Origin of the sequence: Sphingomonas gei (assembly GCF_004792685.1) — a bacterium.
Classification (GTDB): Bacteria; Pseudomonadota; Alphaproteobacteria; order Sphingomonadales; family Sphingomonadaceae; genus Sphingomonas; species Sphingomonas gei.
Genome location: NZ_SRXT01000004.1, coordinates 231,427 through 249,508 on the forward strand (window position 1 = coordinate 231,427; position 18,082 = coordinate 249,508).

Annotated in this window: 20 protein-coding genes; 12 read left to right on the forward strand and 8 right to left on the reverse strand. The window is 67.7% G+C overall.

What is annotated here, in order from left to right; all coding sequences use genetic code 11:
• Window positions 1-4 precede the first annotated feature (4 nt).
• The 6 genes from E5A73_RS10920 to E5A73_RS10945 all read left to right on the forward strand — a co-directional run bounded on the left by E5A73_RS10920 (window position 5) and on the right by E5A73_RS10945 (window position 3,934).
• The gene (locus tag E5A73_RS10920) at window positions 5-1,306 is read left to right on the forward strand and encodes a dihydrolipoamide acetyltransferase family protein (protein WP_135963864.1); all 1,302 of its coding nucleotides are present in this window, start codon (window positions 5-7) and stop codon (window positions 1,304-1,306) included.
• 68 nt (window positions 1,307-1,374) lie between these two features.
• Window positions 1,375-1,608, forward strand: a complete 234-nt coding sequence (locus E5A73_RS10925; RefSeq protein ID WP_240700132.1) for a YciI family protein — start codon at window positions 1,375-1,377, stop codon at window positions 1,606-1,608.
• An 82-nt stretch (window positions 1,609-1,690) separates the two neighbouring features.
• The gene (gene rarD, locus E5A73_RS10930) at window positions 1,691-2,602 is read left to right on the forward strand and encodes an EamA family transporter RarD (protein WP_135963865.1); all 912 of its coding nucleotides are present in this window, start codon (window positions 1,691-1,693) and stop codon (window positions 2,600-2,602) included.
• A gap of 32 nt (window positions 2,603-2,634) precedes the next feature.
• Window positions 2,635-2,964 (forward strand): ArsR/SmtB family transcription factor, encoded by a 330-nt coding sequence (locus tag E5A73_RS10935; RefSeq protein ID WP_135963866.1) that lies wholly within the window; start codon window positions 2,635-2,637, stop codon window positions 2,962-2,964.
• Between the two features lie 129 nt (window positions 2,965-3,093).
• A complete protein-coding gene (locus tag E5A73_RS10940; protein WP_206366461.1) occupies window positions 3,094-3,402 on the forward strand; it encodes an SRPBCC family protein in 309 nt (102 codons plus the stop codon).
• Complete coding sequence (locus tag E5A73_RS10945) at window positions 3,395-3,934, forward strand: SRPBCC family protein (protein WP_206366462.1); 540 nt, start codon at window positions 3,395-3,397, stop codon at window positions 3,932-3,934. The genes E5A73_RS10940 and E5A73_RS10945 overlap by 8 nt, the downstream gene beginning before the upstream one ends.
• Here the strand turns inward: E5A73_RS10945 and E5A73_RS10950 are convergent.
• The 6 genes from E5A73_RS10950 to E5A73_RS21370 form a co-directional block, all read right to left on the reverse strand.
• The gene (locus E5A73_RS10950) at window positions 3,931-5,124 is read right to left on the reverse strand and encodes an acetyl-CoA C-acyltransferase (RefSeq protein ID WP_135963867.1); all 1,194 of its coding nucleotides are present in this window, start codon (window positions 5,122-5,124) and stop codon (window positions 3,931-3,933) included. The genes E5A73_RS10945 and E5A73_RS10950 overlap by 4 nt on opposite strands.
• A 67-nt stretch (window positions 5,125-5,191) precedes the next feature.
• Entirely contained in the window at window positions 5,192-5,971 is a 780-nt protein-coding gene (locus E5A73_RS10955; protein WP_135963868.1) for a crotonase/enoyl-CoA hydratase family protein, read from the reverse strand.
• Window positions 5,972-6,018: 47 nt separating this feature from the next.
• Window positions 6,019-6,612, reverse strand: coding sequence for a response regulator transcription factor (locus E5A73_RS10960; protein ID WP_240700133.1), 594 nt, complete (start codon window positions 6,610-6,612; stop codon window positions 6,019-6,021).
• A gap of 85 nt (window positions 6,613-6,697) precedes the next feature.
• Window positions 6,698-7,588 (reverse strand): transposase, encoded by an 891-nt coding sequence (locus E5A73_RS10965; protein WP_135963869.1) that lies wholly within the window; start codon window positions 7,586-7,588, stop codon window positions 6,698-6,700.
• Window positions 7,576-8,520: a hypothetical protein gene (locus E5A73_RS10970; protein ID WP_135963870.1), complete on the reverse strand. Its 945-nt coding sequence runs from the start codon at window positions 8,518-8,520 to the stop codon at window positions 7,576-7,578. The genes E5A73_RS10965 and E5A73_RS10970 overlap by 13 nt, the downstream gene beginning before the upstream one ends.
• A 4-nt stretch (window positions 8,521-8,524) precedes the next feature.
• On the reverse strand, window positions 8,525-8,680 hold the full coding sequence (locus E5A73_RS21370; RefSeq protein ID WP_168355901.1) for a hypothetical protein: 156 nt from the start codon (window positions 8,678-8,680) through the stop codon (window positions 8,525-8,527).
• 125 nt (window positions 8,681-8,805) lie between these two features.
• Between E5A73_RS21370 and E5A73_RS10975 the strand changes: the two genes are divergently transcribed.
• Window positions 8,806-9,243: a PaaI family thioesterase gene (locus tag E5A73_RS10975; RefSeq protein WP_135963871.1), complete on the forward strand. Its 438-nt coding sequence runs from the start codon at window positions 8,806-8,808 to the stop codon at window positions 9,241-9,243.
• On the forward strand, window positions 9,237-9,611 hold the full coding sequence (locus tag E5A73_RS10980; RefSeq protein WP_135963872.1) for a PaaI family thioesterase: 375 nt from the start codon (window positions 9,237-9,239) through the stop codon (window positions 9,609-9,611). The genes E5A73_RS10975 and E5A73_RS10980 overlap by 7 nt, the downstream gene beginning before the upstream one ends.
• Before the next feature lies 1 nt (window position 9,612).
• On the opposite strand, the gene E5A73_RS10985 is transcribed toward E5A73_RS10980, so the two are convergent.
• Both E5A73_RS10985 and E5A73_RS10990 read right to left on the reverse strand, forming a co-directional pair.
• A complete protein-coding gene (locus E5A73_RS10985; RefSeq protein WP_135963873.1) occupies window positions 9,613-10,803 on the reverse strand; it encodes a PQQ-dependent sugar dehydrogenase in 1,191 nt (396 codons plus the stop codon).
• Between the two features lie 28 nt (window positions 10,804-10,831).
• A complete protein-coding gene (locus E5A73_RS10990) occupies window positions 10,832-11,998 on the reverse strand; it encodes a PQQ-dependent sugar dehydrogenase (protein ID WP_135963874.1) in 1,167 nt (388 codons plus the stop codon).
• Window positions 11,999-12,218: 220 nt separating this feature from the next.
• Between E5A73_RS10990 and rimP the strand changes: the two genes are divergently transcribed.
• The 4 genes from rimP to infB all read left to right on the forward strand — a co-directional run bounded on the left by rimP (window position 12,219) and on the right by infB (window position 17,977).
• Entirely contained in the window at window positions 12,219-12,773 is a 555-nt protein-coding gene (gene rimP, locus E5A73_RS10995) for a ribosome maturation protein RimP (RefSeq protein WP_135963875.1), read from the forward strand.
• Window positions 12,773-14,404 (forward strand): transcription termination factor NusA, encoded by a 1,632-nt coding sequence (gene nusA, locus E5A73_RS11000; protein ID WP_135963876.1) that lies wholly within the window; start codon window positions 12,773-12,775, stop codon window positions 14,402-14,404. The genes rimP and nusA overlap by 1 nt, the downstream gene beginning before the upstream one ends.
• A gap of 154 nt (window positions 14,405-14,558) precedes the next feature.
• Entirely contained in the window at window positions 14,559-15,239 is a 681-nt protein-coding gene (locus tag E5A73_RS11005) for a DUF448 domain-containing protein (RefSeq protein WP_240700163.1), read from the forward strand.
• A gap of 8 nt (window positions 15,240-15,247) precedes the next feature.
• A complete protein-coding gene (infB, locus tag E5A73_RS11010; protein ID WP_135963878.1) occupies window positions 15,248-17,977 on the forward strand; it encodes a translation initiation factor IF-2 in 2,730 nt (909 codons plus the stop codon).
• The last annotated feature ends 105 nt before the right edge of the window (window positions 17,978-18,082 follow it).

Sequence of the window (18,082 nt, forward strand, 5' to 3'; positions counted from 1 at the left end):
CCCGATGGCCCGCTTCACTTTCCGCCTGCCGGATATCGGCGAAGGCATCGCCGAGGCCGAGATCGTCGCGTGGCACGTGCGTGTCGGCGAGCGCGTCGAGGAAGACCAGCAAGTTGCCGACATGATGACCGACAAGGCGACCGTAGAGATGGAATCGCCGGTGTCGGGCGTGGTGATCGAGCTTGCCGGTGAAGTCGGCGATCAGGTCGCGATCGGATCGGCGCTGATGGTGGTCGAGACCGATGGCGACGCGGCGGAAGCGCCCAGCGAGGAGGTCCTCGAAGCCGAAAATCCCGGCGTCGAAGAGGCGACAGAGAACGATTCTCTCCCCGTTCGCGCTGAGCCTGTCGAAGCGCCGTCCGCCACTTCACCCGGAGCCAGCAGGGAAGAACAGCCCTTCGACAAGCTCAGCGCGAACGGGGAGGGGAGTGCCCCCGCACTGCAAAAGCACGTCCTCGCCTCGCCTGCGGTTCGCGCCCGCGCGCAGGATCTTGGCATCGACCTCGCCGCCGTAAAGGCCGAAGGCGACCGCCTGCGCCATTCCGATCTCGACGCCTATCTCCGCTACGGCCATGGCCAGGGCTATCACGCTCCGCACGCCAGCCGTGCCCGCGAGGATCAACCTATCAAGGTCATCGGCATGCGCCGCCGCATCGCCGAGAACATGGCGGCGTCGAAGCGCGCGATCCCGCATTTCACTTATGTCGACGAGATCGACGTGACTGCGCTCGAAGAGATGCGCGGCGATCTCAACGCCAATCGCGGCCAGCGTCCCAAGCTGACGATGCTGCCCTTCCTGATCGTCGCGATCTGCCGGACGATCCCGGACTTCCCGATGATCAACGCGCGCTACGACGACGAGGCGGGCGTGGTCACTCGCCATGGCCGCGTCCATCTCGGCATGGCGGCGCAGACCGATGCCGGGCTGATGGTGCCGGTGATCCGCGACGCGCAGGACCGCAATGTCTGGCAGCTCGCCGCCGAGATCACCCGCCTCGCCGAAGCCGCGCGCACCGGCAAGGCGAAGAGCGAGGAACTGAGCGGCTCGACGCTGACCGTCACGTCGCTCGGACCGCTCGGCGGGATCGCCACCACGCCGGTGATCAATCGCCCCGAAGTCGCGATCATCGGGCCGAACAAGATCGTCGAGCGCCCGATGTTCCGCGGCGACGCGATCGTCCGCGCCAAATTGATGAACCTCTCGATCAGCTGCGACCACCGCGTGGTCGACGGCTGGGACGCGGCGAGCTTCGTCCAGGCCGTTCGGAAGCTGCTCGAGACCCCCGTATTGCTGTTCGCCGACTGAGATGGTGCACTTCCTGCTCCGCTACGAACTGGCGCCCGATTATCTCGAGCGCCGCGCGGCCCTGCGCGATGCGCATCTTGCGCTTGCCTGGGCGGCAGTCGCGCGGCGAGTTGTTGCTCGGCGGCGCCGTCGGCGAGCCGGTCGAATCGGCGCTGCTGCTGTTCACCGACGCCGACGCCGCACATGCCTTCCCCGCCGCCGATCCCTATGTGGCGAACGGCTTGGTAACGCGCTGGAGCGTGGTGCCCTGGGCTACTGTGGTCGGCGCCGAAGCGGCCAACCCGGTCCGGCCCCAAGCCTGAAGCGCGCCCGGGCGTAGCAGCGCTTTTCCGGCCCCAAGCGTCTCGCACTTGCCGTGCCGCGGACGAGCGGCGAAGGGGAGCCATGCGCAACTCGTCCCAACCCGGCGCCGCGGGTCTGCTATTCGGCGTCGGCGCTTATACGCTCTGGGGCGTGCTGCCGCTCTATTTGCATCTGCTGAAAGCGGTCCCCGCGCTCCAGGTGCTCGCGCATCGCGTGCTCTGGTCGCTGGCGCTGCTGGCAGTGCTGATCGTCGTCTTGCGCCGCGCCCGCGGGATCGTCGCGGCGGCGCGTGGGCGCACCTTGCTGCTGCTCGTCGGCAGCGCGGTGATGATCGCGATCAACTGGATCGTCTATATCTGGGCGGTCCAGAACGGCCATGTGCTCGAAGCGAGCCTCGGCTATTTCATCAATCCCCTGGTCAATGTCGCGCTCGGCTTCGCCTTTCTCGGCGAACGGCTGCGGCGGCTCCAGGCAGTGGCGATCGGTGTCGCTGCGCTGGGCGTGATCCTCCTCGCCGCGAGCGGCGGCGGCGCCTTGTGGCTGTCGCTGCTGCTGGCGATGAGCTTCGGGCTCTATGGCCTGTTGCGCAAGGTCGCCGCGATCGACGCGCTCGGCGGATTGACCGTCGAGACGTTGCTGCTCGCGCCGTTCAGCATCGCCGTGCTGCTCTATGCCGGCCAGTCGGGCACCGCCGCCTTCGGCCAGTCGAATCACCTCGATATGCTGCTCGCGCTGGCGGGAATCGTCACCACGGCGCCCCTGCTCCTATTCGCCGCCGCGGCGCGCCGCCTGCCGCTCGCGACGCTCGGCCTGCTCCAGTACATCGCGCCCACGCTCCAATTCGCCGAGGCGGTTCTGCTGTTCGGCGAGAAGGTCCATACGGTCCATATCATCACCTTCACGCTGATCTGGATCGGCTGCGCGCTCTATGCCTTCGACATGATCCGAGCAGTACGCACGGCGCGCGCAAATGATATTCAACTAAATGGTTGACTGAAGCAGGTGCATCGACCAGATTCAACCATATGGTTGAACAACGACTCGATACGACTTTTCACGCACTCGCCGACCCGACTCGGCGCGATATGCTCGCCACGCTCGCGCTCGGCGAGAAATCGATCGGCGAGCTCGCCGAACCCTTTGCGATGAGCTTCGCCGGTGCCGCCAAGCACGTGAAGGTGCTGGAAGGCGCCGGGCTCGTCGCGCGGCGCAAGGTCGGCCGCAACCAGCTCTGCCGGCTCAACGCCGCGCCATTGGCCGAGGCCGACAAATGGCTGCGCCAATGGGAGCAGTTCTGGACGCTGCGCCTCGACCGGCTCGAAGCGCTCATCGCCGACAAGGAGAAAGGCGGATGACCGCGCGGCCGACCCTGACGGTCACGCGCAGCTTCGCGGTCGCGGCGTCGCGGGTGTTCGACGCGTGGCTCGATCCCGCCGATGCCGCGCGCTTCCTGTTCGCTACCCCCGACGGCGCAATGATCCGCTGTGACATCGACCCACGGGTGCAGCTTTACGCTGACCGAGCGCCGCGCTGCCGGCGATACCGAACATCGCGGCCGCTATCTCCAAATCGAGCGGCCGCAACGCCTCGTCTTCCTTTTCGTCGCAGATCCGGCGGAGGAGACCCAATGGACTCGCGTGACGATCGAGATCGCCGATGCCCCCGGTGGATGCACGCTCACTCCGACCCACGAAATGGACCCGCAATGGGCAGCCTATGAGGACCAGACCCGCAAGGGCTGGGCGACGATCCTCGAAAGTCTCGCCCGCATATTGGAGAATGGACATGGCTGACACGCTGACTGCCGACACGATCACCCCGCAGATGCTGCGCTTCGAGCGCGAACTCGCCGCGCCGATCGAGACCGTCTGGCAATATGTGATCGATCCCGAGCTGCGCGCCCGCTGGTTCATGGGCGGGCCGACCGAGCCGTGCGAGGGCGGCAAGCTCGGCATGACCTTCGCGCACGATGCGCTGTCCGACGACGACGTGCCGAACCCGGAGCGCTATGCCGCCAACCAGGGCAAGGCCTGGTCCGAGACGATCACGCGGATCGAGCCGCCGCGCTTGCTGGCTTTTACCTGGTCGGACGGCAAGGCAGGCGAAGTGACGATCGAACTGGCCCGCATCGGCGACGCGCGTACCCGTTTGACGCTCACCCATGCGGGCCTGCGCGGTCCCGAGGACGCGCGCAGCTTCGGCGGCGGATGGGGGGCACACCTCGCGGTGCTCGAACGGCGGCTGGAGGGCAAGCACATCGCCAGCTTCTGGGCACTGCACGCCCAGGCCGAGGCCGCTGCGGCCAAGGCGCTGGGGCTGGTCTAGGGGATCTCGAACAGGCCGGCGGCGCCCATGCCGCCGGCGGTGCACATCGACACGACGACATAGCGCACCCGGCGCTTGCGGCCTTCGATCAGCGCATGGCCGACCAGTCGCGATCCGGTCATCCCGAAAGGATGGCCGATCGCGATCGCGCCGCCGTTGACGTTGAGCCTGTCGGGATCGATCCCGAGCGTATCGCGGCAATACAGGCATTGGCTGGCGAACGCCTCGTTGATTTCCCACAGCCCGATATCGTCGATCTTCAGCCCGGCGCGCGCGAGCAATTTGGGCACCGCGAAGACCGGGCCGATCCCCATCTCGTCGGGCTCGCACCCCGCGACTTGAAAGCCGCGATAGATGCCGAGGATCGCCTTGCCCTCGGCTTCGGCGGTCTTGCGGTCCATCAGAATCTGTGCGGCGGCGCCGTCGGACAACTGGCTGGCATTGCCGGCGGTGACATGGCGACCTTGCTTGACGAAGTCGCCGCCCTGCCAGACGGTCTTGAGTCGGGCGAGCCCTTCGACGGTCGTTCCCGGGCGAATGCCTTCGTCCTGCGTCACCGTCACGGTCTCGCTGCCGATGCGACTGCCTTGTTTGTCGTACAGCGCCTTTTCGACGGTGATCGGCACGATCTCCTCGGCGAAGGCGCCCGCCGCGAGCCCGGCGACGGCGCGCTGCTGGCTTGCCGCGGCGAAGGCGTCCTGCGCTTCGCGGCCGATCGCATAGCGCTCGGCAACGATCTCGGCGGTCTCGATCATCGGGATATAGGCCGCGGGCACCCGTTCGATCACCGACCGGTTCACCACGCGTGGTGCGTTCTGCATCGTGAGGCTGATCGACTCCATTCCGCCGGCGAGCGCCACGTCGATTTCGTCGGTCATGATCGAGCGCGCCGCGAGCGCGATCGCGGTCAGTCCTGAGCCGCATTTGCGGTCGAGGCTGAACGCCGGGACACTATTCGGAATACCCGCCGCGAACAGCGCCAGCCGCGCCATGTTGCCGCCCTGCGTCCCCCATTGGTTGCCCATGCCGTAGAACACGTCGTCGATCCGCGCGGGGTCGATGCCGGCCCGCTCGATCGCCGCGTTCATCACATGGGCGGCGAGAACCGGCGCTTCGGTATCGTTGAAATAGCCGCGGCCGGCCTTGCCGACGCCCGTCCGCGCGGTCGAAACGATGGCAGCCTCTCGCATGTCGGGACTCGCTTTCGAGCTTCGGGTATGGAGCACGGTCTAGCGGCGCCAGGTTCGATTGCAAGACTCAGTCAGTAAAGGACGGCGCGCGCTTCTGCAGGTTGGCCATCACTGCTTCGATCTGATTGGGGGAGCGCAGCAGCGCGGCTTGCTCGCGGCTCTCTTCCAGCAGGACGGTGCCGGCATCCGCTTGCAGATTCGCCAGCCGCTTGGCCGCGCGGATCGCGTCGGGGTTGCGCCCGGCGATCGCCCGCGCGACGGCCATCGCTTCGGCATGGGGATCCGCCGCGATCCGAGTCACGAAACCGAGCGTCTGCGCCTGTTCGGCGTCGAACTCGCGCGCGGTATAGACCAGTTCGCGCAGGACATCGTCGCGGACGCTTCCCTGCCACAAGGCAAAGCCCGCCATATCGGGGACGATGCCCCATTTCAGCTCCATCACCGACAGCCGGGAATCGGGGGCGGCGATGCGAATATCGGCGCCGCTGGCGATCTGCAGCCCGCCGCCGAAGGTGACACCGTGCACCGCGGCGATCACTGGCACCGGCAGCGTCCGCCAGCCCCAGGCGACTTGCTGGAAATCATTGGCAAGGCCGTGGCTGCGCGCCGTCAAATCCACGCCCGACCCGGCGCCGGCCATGCTCGCCATGTCGAGCCCCGCGCAAAAGCCGCGGCCTTCGCCCGAGAGCACGACGCAGCGCAGTCCCTTGATGTCCGCCAGCTGCGCTATCGTGTCGATCAGCGCGGCGAACATCGCCGGATCCAGCGCATTGAGCTTGTCGGGCCGTGCCAGCCGGACATCCGCGACATGGTCCTCGATGGCGATGGTGACGCGCTGCTCGGTCATTTGGGCTCCTCTTCGAGCCGTTATGCTACGCCAATCCCCCGCTCGGGTCAGCCGGCAAGGCGGTATCCGCACCCCTTGTCGGTCACCAGCATCGGGATCGCGAAGCCGCGGTCGAGCTTGGCGCGCAGCCGCGAGACATGGACTTCGACGACATTGGTGCCGGGATCGAAGTGCAGCCCCCACACCGCGGCGAGCAGTTCCGCACGCCCGACACAGCGCCCCGCGGACCGCGCGAGATGGAGCAGCAGGCCATATTCGCGTGGGAGCAGCGGTACGGTGCGGCCTTCACGCTCCACGCGCCGTTCGACCGTGTCGATTCGCAGCCCGCCCAGCGCGATCATGGGTGCCCGGCAGCGCAGCCGCGCCGCGAGCCGCGCCGCGATCTCACTCGCCGAGGCTGGCAGCGCGACGGCGTCGTCGGCGCCGGCGTCGAGCGCGCCCGCGACGCCGCCGTTGCAATCGCGGGCGAGCACGAGCATCAGTGCGCCTTGCCATCCCTGTGCCCGCGCCCGCGCCACGCACGCAGCCGGGTCGCGGCCCTCCAGCCCGACGATCGCCGCCTGTGCGCCGCTGGCGGCCAAAGCGGCGGAGGCGACCGGGACGATCGCCAGCCCGCGCGCGCCGGCGGCCTCCCGGAGCATGGGGATGTGGAGCGCGCATGCGACGAGTCCGGCCACCGCGCGAGCGTACCGCGCATTTTCTCCGGATCGGATCAAAACATCTCCGTTACGGAGCAGCTCGCCTCGCCATCCGCGCGCGGGCGTGCGCCGCGACATAGCGGCTCGAAGCGCCCGCCGCGGCTTCGAGCAGCGCATCGGCCTCGCCGGGCAGGGCCGAGGCGAGCGCATCGAGCGCGGTCACGCGCATCCGATCGCACGGATGATGCCGGGCGAAAGCCGCGGCGAGGTCGGTGCCATTGGCGATGTGCACGACGACGGCGAGGAGTGCCTCGGCGCCGGTGCAGGTCAGTCCCTCGGCAATCACGCCGCGCTCGATGTCGAAGCGATACTGATCGAGCCAGGGCTGGGCCGGGTCTGCACCGAGAATGTTGAGCGAAACCGAGAAATCGTCGGGCGGCAGCTGGACGTGGATATCGCGCCGCATCCGATAGAGCATCAGCTTGCCCGGTTCGAGCCGCGAGCGTTCGACGAACCGCAGCCCCGCATGTTCGCCCGGCACCCCGGCGAGCGCGTCGACCTCATATTCGAAATAATCGCTCCAATAGCCGGGGCCGAGATAGCCATAGGTCAGAAACGGAAAATTATGGTCGTGGGGCAGATCGTAATAGAACGCCGCAGGGCCGCTGGCGCGCACCAGCGGATCTGCGCGCGCCGGCCAGAAATTGGCGCGCAGCACGGTTCGCGCGTTGGGCGGCCGCAGCAGGAAGACCTGCGCGCCATAGCCGTTGCCGCGATGCTGGTCTTCGCAGCGGCCCTTGAGCTCGTCGATCGCGAGCTCGGCGAGGAAATCGCGATTGCGCCCCAGCCGCGCTAGCAACGGACCCAGCGCGGCGAAGCTCGCCTCATCGCGCGCATCAAAGTCGGCCGCGTCGAGCGCTTCGACCAGTTCGTCGAGCCCGATCGGCCCGCTTTGGCCGGGAGCGATCAGCCGCGGCATCGCCCCGCCAGCCGCGCCTCGACGCGCGGAACCATAAGCGAAGCGGCGGCACGCACGTCGTGGTTCGCATCGGTAGCCGCCATCTCGGCCAGCCGCGGCGCGGCGCGGGCCGCGTCGAGTGCGAGCCATTCGCGCATCGCTGCCCAGCGCAGGTGGAATTCGGGCGCGTGGGTCGCTTCCTCGAAACATTCCGCTGCGTCCGCCCGGCCGGCGACGCGCAGGAAGCGCAGCAGCATCGCGGTCCGCGACGGGCGGTCGTCGGCGTCGCTTACTCGCACCAGTGCGCCGCTCGCTAGGTCATGCTCGCGGATCAGCGGCGCGGCGCCGGCACGGATCGTCGCGACCAGGGTCACCACGTCGCTCGCTGCGCCGCAAATCAGCTGCGCCTGGTCCCTGCCGTCGGTCCGATACACTTCCCCGTCGTCAAGCGGACGCGTGCCTGCGAATCGCGCGACGCAGGCAGCGCCGGGCTCGGGCGACGCAAAGGTCGCGTGCCACCGCCGCAGCTGCGCTCCTCCCGCTTTGACCACGCGTGTCACGGCGATTCTGCCGGTGAACACGATCGTTTGCAGCGGGGGCAGCGTCGCCATCGCCGCGGCGCTGTTCACCCGCGCGGCGATCGACGCGGTGGGACAATCGAACAGCACTGCCCCCACCCGCCGCGAATCGCGGTGAAATTTGAGTGACGGGTCGAACAGCGGATCGGCTTCGAGCGTGCGGATCAGCGGGGCGACCAGCGCGCCCGCCCAGCTATCGTCCCGCAATAGCCCTTCCGCGCATGCGGCGGCCCGCTCGGGGCATGCTCCACAACCGTCAAAAGCGTCGGTAGCCGCGCGATACTCGGCGCCATCGCGCCATTGCCGCATCGTCGCGCCGGATTGTTCGCGCGCACGCGCCATCGCGGCGCGAGTCGGGACGGATATCCGATGCATCCGCTCAGCGCGGCGCCAGTTCGTAGATCAGCACGGCAATTCCGACGAGCATCTCGAAGAGCTCGTCGATTCCCGTCTCTTCGGTCCGCACGGCGCCGTGGATCGCCACGCGCGTGTCGAGTTCGACGATCTCCGCCGGATCGATCTGCACCAGTTTCATCTGCACCCTCCCTCAGAGTCCGGGTCAGACTGCGCCAGCCTGCCGCACGGCGCACGTTACATCCTTGTAATGTAGCGTTTCCCCTGCGTTTGCGTGGCCCCGCCCCCCGCGCTAGGGGCTCGGCGATGACGAACAGCGCGCGCGCCTTCGATCCCAAATTGCTGTTCGGCGGCCGCTTCGGCGGGCATGGCGGCAGGCTGGGCATCGTCTATCACGATCATGGCGACGACTGGGTCGAGCTCGCTTTGCCCTACCATAAGGATCTGATCGGCGATGAAGCTTCGGGGGTGATCGCATCGGGCCCGATCCTTGCCTTGATGGACACGGCGACCAGCATCGGCGTGTGGCTCAAGCTCGACGCCTTCAAGGGGCACGCCACGCTCGACCTACGGATCGACTATCTGCGTCCGGCGCGCCCCGGGCAGACGGTGATCGGCCGCGGCGAATGCTATCGCATCACCCGCTCGATCGCCTTCGTGCGCGGGCAGGCGCATGACGGCGATCCGAACGACCCGCTCGCGCATGTCGCCGGGACGTTCATGGCGGTGGGAGGCTATTGGTGATTCCCTATGCCAGGTTGCTCGGGCTCGAAGTCGAGCCCGGCGACATCGCGCCGACCTACGTCATGCCGTTCGCGATCGAATTGGTCGGGCGGCCGAGCTTCCTCCACGGCGGCGCGATCGGCGGCCTGCTCGAAATGGCCGCAGTGGGCGCGCTCAAACAGGCGCTCGCGGCCGAGGGCGACGTGCGGATCAAGCCGATCAACCTGACCGTCGACTATATGCGCGGCGGCCGCGACAAGCCGACGCGGGCGCGGGGCACCGTCACGCGGCTGGGCACGCGCGTCGCCAATGTCGAGGCGATCGCGTGGCAGGATGAGCCCGACCGTCCGATCGCCGCGGCGCGGATCAATTACCTGATCGTGCGCTAGCTCAGCCGGGGGTCAGCTTGAGCAGGCGCCCGTTCGCCGCATCCTCGAGCACCCAGATCGCGCCATCGGGGCCCTGCTCGACTTCGCGGATGCGCTGGCCGAGGCCGATTCGCTGGGCCTCAGCACCGCTGGTCGCGGTGAAGCGCACGCGCACCAGTCCCCGGCTCGTCATCCCGGCGATGATCGCGTCGCCCTGCCAGGCGCCGAACAAGGCGCCGCCGTAAATGATCATCCCGCCTGGCGCGATCACTGGAGTCCACGACACGAACGGCGCGGCATAGCCGTCGCCGGGGGTGTGATCGGGGATGTTGCTGCCGTCGTAATTCTGCCCGTTCGAGACGTTGGGCCAGCCGTAATTCTGCCCGGCGACGATCAGGTTGAACTCGTCGCCCCCCGCGGGCCCCATTTCGTGCTCCCACAGCCGCCCGGCCGAATCGAACGCGAGGCCATAGGGATTGCGATGGCCGAGGGTCCAGATTTCGGGCCTGGCGCCGGCGGTGGCCGCGAACGGATTGCCGGCGGGCACGGTGCCGTCGTCGTTGAGCCGGACGATCTTGCCGATCGTAGTGCTCATATCCTGGACGCGCGAAATGGCGCGGCGGTCGCCGGCGGTGACGAACAATTTGCCGTCGGGCGCGAAGGCCATGCGCCCGCCATATTGGCCGGTGTCGGAAACCTTGGGCGTCTGGCGCCAGAATACCGTCGTGCCGGTGAGCCGCGGCCCGGAGGCGTCCTCGACCAGCGTCCCGCGCGCGACTGCGAGTCCCGCGCCGCCTGTGCCCGGCTCGGCAAAGCTCAGATAGACGAGTTTGTTGGTCGCAAAATTCGGATGGAGCGCGACATCGAGCAGCCCGCCTTGCTCGGCATAGGACACCGCCGGCACCCCGCCGAGCGCCGCCGACTTGGTGCCGTCCTGCGCCGCGATCCGCAGCGTCCCCGGCTTCTCGGTGACCAGCAACCGGCCGTCGGGCATGAACACCATCGCCCACGGCCAGGAAAAGCTGGCGACTGCCGTCGAGCGGACCGAGGTTATCGGCGTAGCCGTAGGCGTCGGGCTCGGTGCGGGTGACGGGGTCGGGGAAGGGCTGGCCGAAGGCGTTGGCGTCGGGGTGACGACGCCGCCGTCGCCACCACCGCCGCACGCCGAAAGCGTCGCCAGCGCTACGCTCGCCAGCAAGAGGTTGTGCCACATGATACGCTCCTCCGCCGGTGCGTTACCTTCAGCCGGCGGGAGTCAAACGCAGCAAACGCCCTTGAGACCCATCGCCTCCGTCCTCGAGCAGCCAGATCGCGCCGTCGGGCCCCTGTTCGACTTCGCGGATGCGCGCGCCCATCGGCCATTGGTCGCCCTTGGCGGCATTGGTGCCGTTGACGTGGACGCGGACCAGCGATTTGCTCGACAGCCCGCCGATGAACAGGTCGCCTTGCCATTGCGGGAACAATTTGCCCGAATAGGCCATCAGCCCGCCGGGGCTGATCACCGGGTTCCACCACACCTTGGGCGCCTCGAAGCCGTCGCCGGGCGCGTGATCGGGGATGTCGCGCCCATCATAATGGCTCCCGTTCGAGACCTTGGGATAGCCATAGTTGCGGCCCGGCACGATCAGATTGACTTCGTCGCCGCCCTTGGGACCCATCTCCTGCTCCCAGAGATTGCCCTTGGCGTCGAACGCGATGCCGAGCAGATTGCGGTGGCCATAGGACCACACCGCCGGGTGGAAGCCCTTCGCCGCGAGCGGGTTGCCCGGCGCAGGCTTGCCGTCGGGCGTGAGCCGCAGCACCTTGCCGAGTGTCATCTTCGGATCTTGCGCCGGATCGAATTTCTGGCGCTCGCCATTGGTGAAGAACAGGTATTTGCCGTCGGGCGAGAAGGCGATGCGGCCCGAGAAATGGCCATCGCCCTCGACATAGGGCGTGGCGCGGAAGATCACTTGAACGTTGGTCAACATCGGGTGGCACGGCGCCACAGCGCAGGGCGGTGTATCCGCGAGTTTGCCGCGTGCCAGCGCGACCCCCTTCAACCCCGCCGCGTTCGCTTCGGAGAAGCTGAAATAGACCAGCTTGTTCCGCGCGAATCTCGGGTGGAGCACGACATCCATCAGCCCGCCCTGGCCGGCGCTCGACACCGCGGGAATGCCGCTGACGGTCGAGCGTTGCTGTCCATCTGCGGTGACCATCAGCAGCGTGCCGACCTTCTCGGTGACCAGCAGGCGGCCATCGGGGAGGAAGGTCATCGCCCAGGGCGCGTCGAAATCGGCCACCGGGGTCACCTGGAACGGCAGTCCATTCGCCGCAGGCGCGGCGTTATCCTGCGCGACGGCGGCGGCCTGGGGGTTGCACGCGGCAAGCAACGCCGCCGCCGGCAGGAGCACTCGAATTTTGCGCATCGTTCATCCCCTTGCGGTTTGCTGTGCAACGCGCATCCCGCAGTTGCGCTCCGCTGTCGAGCCGCCTCGGCCAAAATACCCCGCGGCGCACAACCGCTACTTGCCTGCACGGCGGCGAGCGCGTATATCGCTCATACTTTCTCGACATCGTCACACATGCCGAGGTCGGGGCCCGCAGGGCTCCGGCGCTGAACCTGCTTATCTGATTGCCGGAGACCCGATGGCGAATATCGCCGCATTGACCAGCCTGATCGAACCCGAAGCCAAGGCGCTCGGGCTCGAGCTCGTGCGCGTCAAGATGTTCGGCGGAACCTCCGATCCAACGCTGCAGGTGATGGCCGAGCGGCCCGACACCCGCCAGCTCACCATCGATGCCTGCGCCGATCTTTCGCGCCGCATCTCGGACAAGTTCGACGCGCTCGAAGCCGAGGGCCGCGATCCCATCGAGCACGCCTATCGGCTCGAAGTGAGCTCGCCCGGAATCGACCGCCCGCTCACCCGCCTTCAGGATTATCAGGACTGGGTGGGGCACGAGGCGCGGATCAACCTCGCCGAGAAGCTGGACGGGCGCAAACAATATAAAGGCGATCTCGCCGGTGTCGAAGGAACGACCGTCGGCATCGTCGATGCGCAAGGCGTGCAGCATTCGGTGCCGTTCGACCTGATCGAAGACGCCAAACTGACGATCACCGACCGGTTGATCGCCGCAACCGCGCCGCTCTCTATCGAGGGCGCCGAAGAAATCGAAGAAATCGAAGCAGAGGAACAAGACTGATGGCCACTGCCGTTACTGCCAATCGCGCCGAGCTGATCGCGATCGCCGATTCGGTCGCCAAGGAAAAGCTGATCGACCGCGCCATCGTCATCGAGGCGATGGAGGACGCGATCCAGCGCGCCGCCAAGAACCGCTATGGCAGCGAGAACGACATCCGCGCCAAGCTCGATCCAACCACCGGCGATCTCCGCCTGTGGCGCGTCGTCGAGGTGGTCGAGGCAGTCGACGATTATTTCAAGCAGGTCGATCTCAAGGGCGCGCAGAAGCTCCAGAAGGACGCCGCGATCGGCGACTTCATCGTCGATCCGCTGCCTCCGATCGAGTTCGGTCGCATCCAGGCGCAGGCCTCGAAGCAGATCATCTTCCAGAAGGTCCGCGACGCCGAGCGCGAGCGCCAGCATGAAGAGTTCAAGGACCGCATGGGTGAGATCATCACCGGCGTGGTCAAGCGGGTCGAGTTCGGCCATGTCGTCGTCGATCTCGGCCGCGCCGAGGGCGTGATCCGCCGCGACGCGCAGATCCCGCGCGAAGTCGTCCGCGTCGGCGATCGCGTCCGCTCGATCATCCTCAACGTCCGCCGCGAAAATCGCGGGCCGCAGATCTTCCTCAGCCGCGCGCATCCCGATTTCATGAAGAAGCTGTTCGCGCAGGAAGTCCCCGAAATCTACGACGGCATCATCGAGATCAAGGCCGCCGCGCGCGATCCGGGCTCGCGCGCCAAGATCGGCGTCATCTCGCATGACAGCTCGATCGATCCGGTCGGCGCCTGTGTCGGCATGAAGGGCAGCCGCGTCCAAGCGGTCGTCCAGGAGATGCAGGGCGAGAAGATCGACATCATCCCCTGGTCGCCCGACACCGCGACCTTCGTGGTCAACGCGCTCCAGCCGGCCAATGTCAGCCGCGTCGTGATCGACGAAGAGGATGACCGCATCGAAGTCGTCGTCCCCGACGACCAGCTCAGCCTCGCGATCGGCCGCCGCGGCCAGAATGTCCGCCTCGCGTCGCAGCTCACCGGCAAGGCGATCGACATCCTCACCGAGCAGGATGCCAGCGAGAAGCGCCAGAAGGAGTTCGTCCAGAACAGCGAGCTGTTCCAGAACGAGCTCGACGTCGACGAGACGCTTGCCCAGCTGCTCGTCGCCGAGGGCTTCGGGTCGCTCGAAGAGGTCGCTTATGTCGAGCTCGGCGAGATCGCTACAATCGAAGGTTTCGACGAGGAGCTCGGCCAGGAGCTGCAGAGCCGCGCGCAGGAAGCGCTCGACCGCCGCGAGGAAGCCAATCGCCAGTTGCGCCGCGAGCTCGGCGTCGAGGACGATCTCGCGACGATGCCGTACATGACCGAAGCGATGCTGGTCACGCTCGGCAAGGCCGGAATCAAGACGCTCGACGACCTCGCCGATCTCGCCACCGACGAGCTGGTCCAGAAGAAGCGCCAGGAGCCGCGCCGCCGCGCCGAGAACAGCAAGTCGTCGGAGCGCGCCGAGGACAAGGGCGGGATCCTGTCCGAATACGGCCTGACCGACGATCAGGGCAACGAGATCATCATGGCCGCCCGCGCGCATTGGTTTGCGGACGAAGAAGAGCCGGCATCGGCCAATGCGGAGGACGCTGTTGCGGAATCCGAGCAATGATGCCCGCGCGCTAGCAGCGACTGCCTCTTCCTCCCCTCCCGCTTTGCGCGAGGGAACGGAAGACGGCCTGTCCTCGCCAGGCCGTTCAGAGGCGGACAGCCTCTCCCCTAACCCCTCCCGCAAACGGGAGGGACATGATCCCGTTCGCACCTGCATCCTGGCGCGCGAGGAAGCCCCGCGGGACGGGCTGGTCCGGCTTGCGCTCTCGCCCGACGGCGAAGTGCTTCCCGACATCCGCGCCAAGGCCCCCGGCCGCGGCGCCTGGATCGGGGTGCCGCGCGCCGAACTCGAGGCCGCGCAGGCCAAGGGCAAATTGCGCGGCGCGCTGTCGCGTGCGTTCAAGACGCAGGACCTGCGCATTCCCGACGATCTCGGCGCGCGCATCGAGGCGCAGCTGCTGCGCAACCTGCTCGATCGCCTCGGGCTCGAATCCAAGGCGGGCAATGTCGTCATCGGCGGCGAGCGCCTCGACAAGGCGGCGCGCTCGGGCAAGCTTCACTTGCTGCTCCACGCTTCGGATGCGGGCCAGGATGGCGCAGGTAAGCTCGCCCAGGCGTGGCGCGTCGGCTCGGACATGGAAGGCAGCGGGCGCAAGGGGTTAACATTGCCCCTGCCGCGCACCATATTGTCCTTGGCGCTGGGCCGGGAAAATGTGGTACATGCCGGCCTGACAGATCCCAAGGCGGCCAGGCGGGTGAGCGAAGCGCTCGACCGCTGGCTGCACTTTATCGGACCCGACCCCGCTTCCCGCCCTTGCGAAACAGGCTCGCAGGGCGCATCGGCGTTCCCGCCGGGCGGGTCGCAGATTATGACGAACTCGACTGAAGGACTTTGAGCAGCCGCATGAGCGATACGGAAAACGAAAAGCCGAAACTGGGCATGCGCGCGCCGCTGGGGCTGAAGCGCACGGTCGAGACGGGCAAGGTGAAGCAGAGCTTCAGCCACGGCCGCTCCAATACGGTGGTAGTGGAAGTAAAGCGCCGCCGCGTCCTCGGCCCGCAGGGTGCGCCGCAGGAAGAGCAGGCGCCCGCGCCTGAACCCGTCGCCGCGGCCCCCGCGCCGCAGGCGCCGCCGCCGCCCGCGCCGGCACCACGCCCGCCCGTCTCGAACGAGTCGGCGCAGGAGCGCCAGTCGCGCATGCTGCGCGAAGCCGAAGACCAGCGCATGCAGGCGCTCGAGGAAGCGCGCCGCCGCGAGGAGCGCGAGCGCGCCGAAGCCATCGAGGCCGAAGCCCGCCGTGTCGAGGAGCGTGCCCGCGCCGAGGCCGAAGCTGCCAACGCGCCCGAGGTCGAAGCCGCGCCCGAGCCGGTGGCAACGCCCGCGGTCCCCGAAGCCGCGCCCGCTGCGCCGACCGCGGCCGCCGCGCCTGCGGCTCCCGCACCTACGCCGGCCCCCGCGCCCGCCCCGCGGCCGGTCGGCATCCAGCTCGACACGAGCCGCCCCGCGCCGCGCATCTTCACGCCGGTACAGCGCCCGGAAATCCCCAGGCCGCAGCCCAAGCCCGAGCCCGAGCCGCAGCCGCAGGCACAGTCCGCGGGGCAGGAACGCCCTGCCGCTGCCGGAACCACAGGCCCGGCCGCGCCGCGTACCGCGCCGACCGCCGGTGGCCTCGCGCCGCGGCGTCCGGCCGAGCCCGCGCGTCCGCAGCAGCGCGACCGTAAGGGCGACGACCGCCGCCAGGCCGGCAAGCTCACCGTCACCCGCGCGCTCGGCGGCGATGACGGCGCGCGCGCCCGTTCGCTGGCAGCGCTCAAGCGTGCGCGCGAGAAGGAGCATCGCCGCTCCTATGGCGGCGCGCGCGAGGCGCAGGCCAAGCAGGTCCGCGACGTCGTCGTCCCCGAGGCGATCACCGTCCAGGAACTCGCCAATCGCATGGCCGAAAAGGGCGCCGACCTGGTCAAGACTTTGTTCAAGATGGGCTCGCCCGTCACGATGACGCAGACGATCGACCAGGACACCGCCGAATTGCTCGTCACCGAATTCGGCCACAACATCGTCCGCGTCTCCGATGCCGATGTCGATCTGGCTGCAGACACCGTCGAGGATGCCGAGGATACGCTGCAGCCGCGTGCCCCCGTCGTCACGATCATGGGGCATGTCGATCACGGCAAGACTTCGCTGCTCGACGCGCTGCGCGGCACCGATGTGGTCCGCGGCGAGGCCGGCGGAATCACCCAGCATATCGGCGCCTATCAGGTCACCCTGAAGGACAAGTCGAAGATCACCTTCCTCGACACGCCGGGCCACGAGGCCTTCTCGGAAATGCGCGCGCGCGGCGCCAACGTCACCGACATCGTCGTGCTGGTGGTGGCGGCGAATGACGGGCTGATGCCGCAGACGATCGAGGCGATCAACCACACCAAGGCGGCCGGCGTGCCGATGATCGTGGCGATCAACAAGGTCGACCTCGACAGCGCCAATCCGCAGCGCGTGCGCCAGCGTCTGCTCGAGCATGAAGTGATGGTCGAGGAGATGGGCGGCGAAGTCCAGGACGTCGAAGTCTCGGCGCTCAAGAAGACCGGGCTCGACCAGTTGATCGAGAAGATCCAGCTTCAGGCCGAATTGCTCGAACTGCGCGCCAACCCCAATCGCGAGGCCGAAGGCACCGTGATCGAGGCCAAGCTCGACAAGGGCCGCGGCCCGGTTGCCACCGTGCTGGTCAACCGCGGCACGCTCAAGGTCGGCGACGTCTTCGTCGTCGGTGCCGAGAGCGGCAAGATCCGTGCTCTGGTCGACGACAAGGGCCGCCAGATCAAGGAAGCCGGTCCGGCAATGCCGGTCGAGATCCTCGGCCTGTCGGGTGTGCCGATGGCGGGTGATCCGCTGCAGGTCGTCGAGAACGAGGCGCGTGCTCGCGAAGTCGCCGAATATCGCGCTGGCGTGATCCAGAACAAGCGGACCACCAATGCCCCGGCCAGCCTCGAGAGCATGTTCTCGGCGCTCAAGGACAAGCAGGCGATGGAATATCCGCTGGTCGTCAAGGCGGATACCCAGGGCACCGTCGAGGCGATCGTCGCCGCGATCAACAAGATCTCGACCGACGACATTCGCGCGCGGGTTCTCCACGCCGGCGTCGGCGGCATCACCGAAAGCGACGTTACGCTCGCCGGTGCCAGCGGCGCGCCGATCATCGGCTTCAACGTGCGCCCGAACGCCAAGGCACGCGAGATCGCCGATCGGCAGAAGGTCGCGTTCAAATATTATGACGTGATCTACGAGCTGACCGACGAGATCCGCGCCGGCATGGCAGGCCAGCTCGGGCCGGAGGCGTTCGAGACGATCGTCGGCCGCGCCGAGATCAAGGAAGTGTTCAGCGCGGGCAAGCACGGCAAGGCGGCGGGTCTGCTCGTCACCGAAGGCGTCATCCGCAAGGCGCTCAAGGCGCGTATCACCCGGGACGATGTCATCATCTACCAGGGCGAGATCGCGTCGCTGCGGCGCTTCAAGGACGATGTCCCCGAAGTCCGCGCGGGTCTCGAATGCGGTGTCACGTTCACGCAGAACTTCACCGACATCAAGGCGGGCGACTATCTCGAAACCTTCGAGGTCGAACTGCGCGAACGCACGCTGTAACTAAAATCCCTCTCCCCTTCCGGGGAGAGGGTGCCGAGCGAAGCGAAGGCGGGAGAGGGGAAGTTTGGCGGTTTGACTGCCCTCTCCCCGGCCAGCGACCCACCG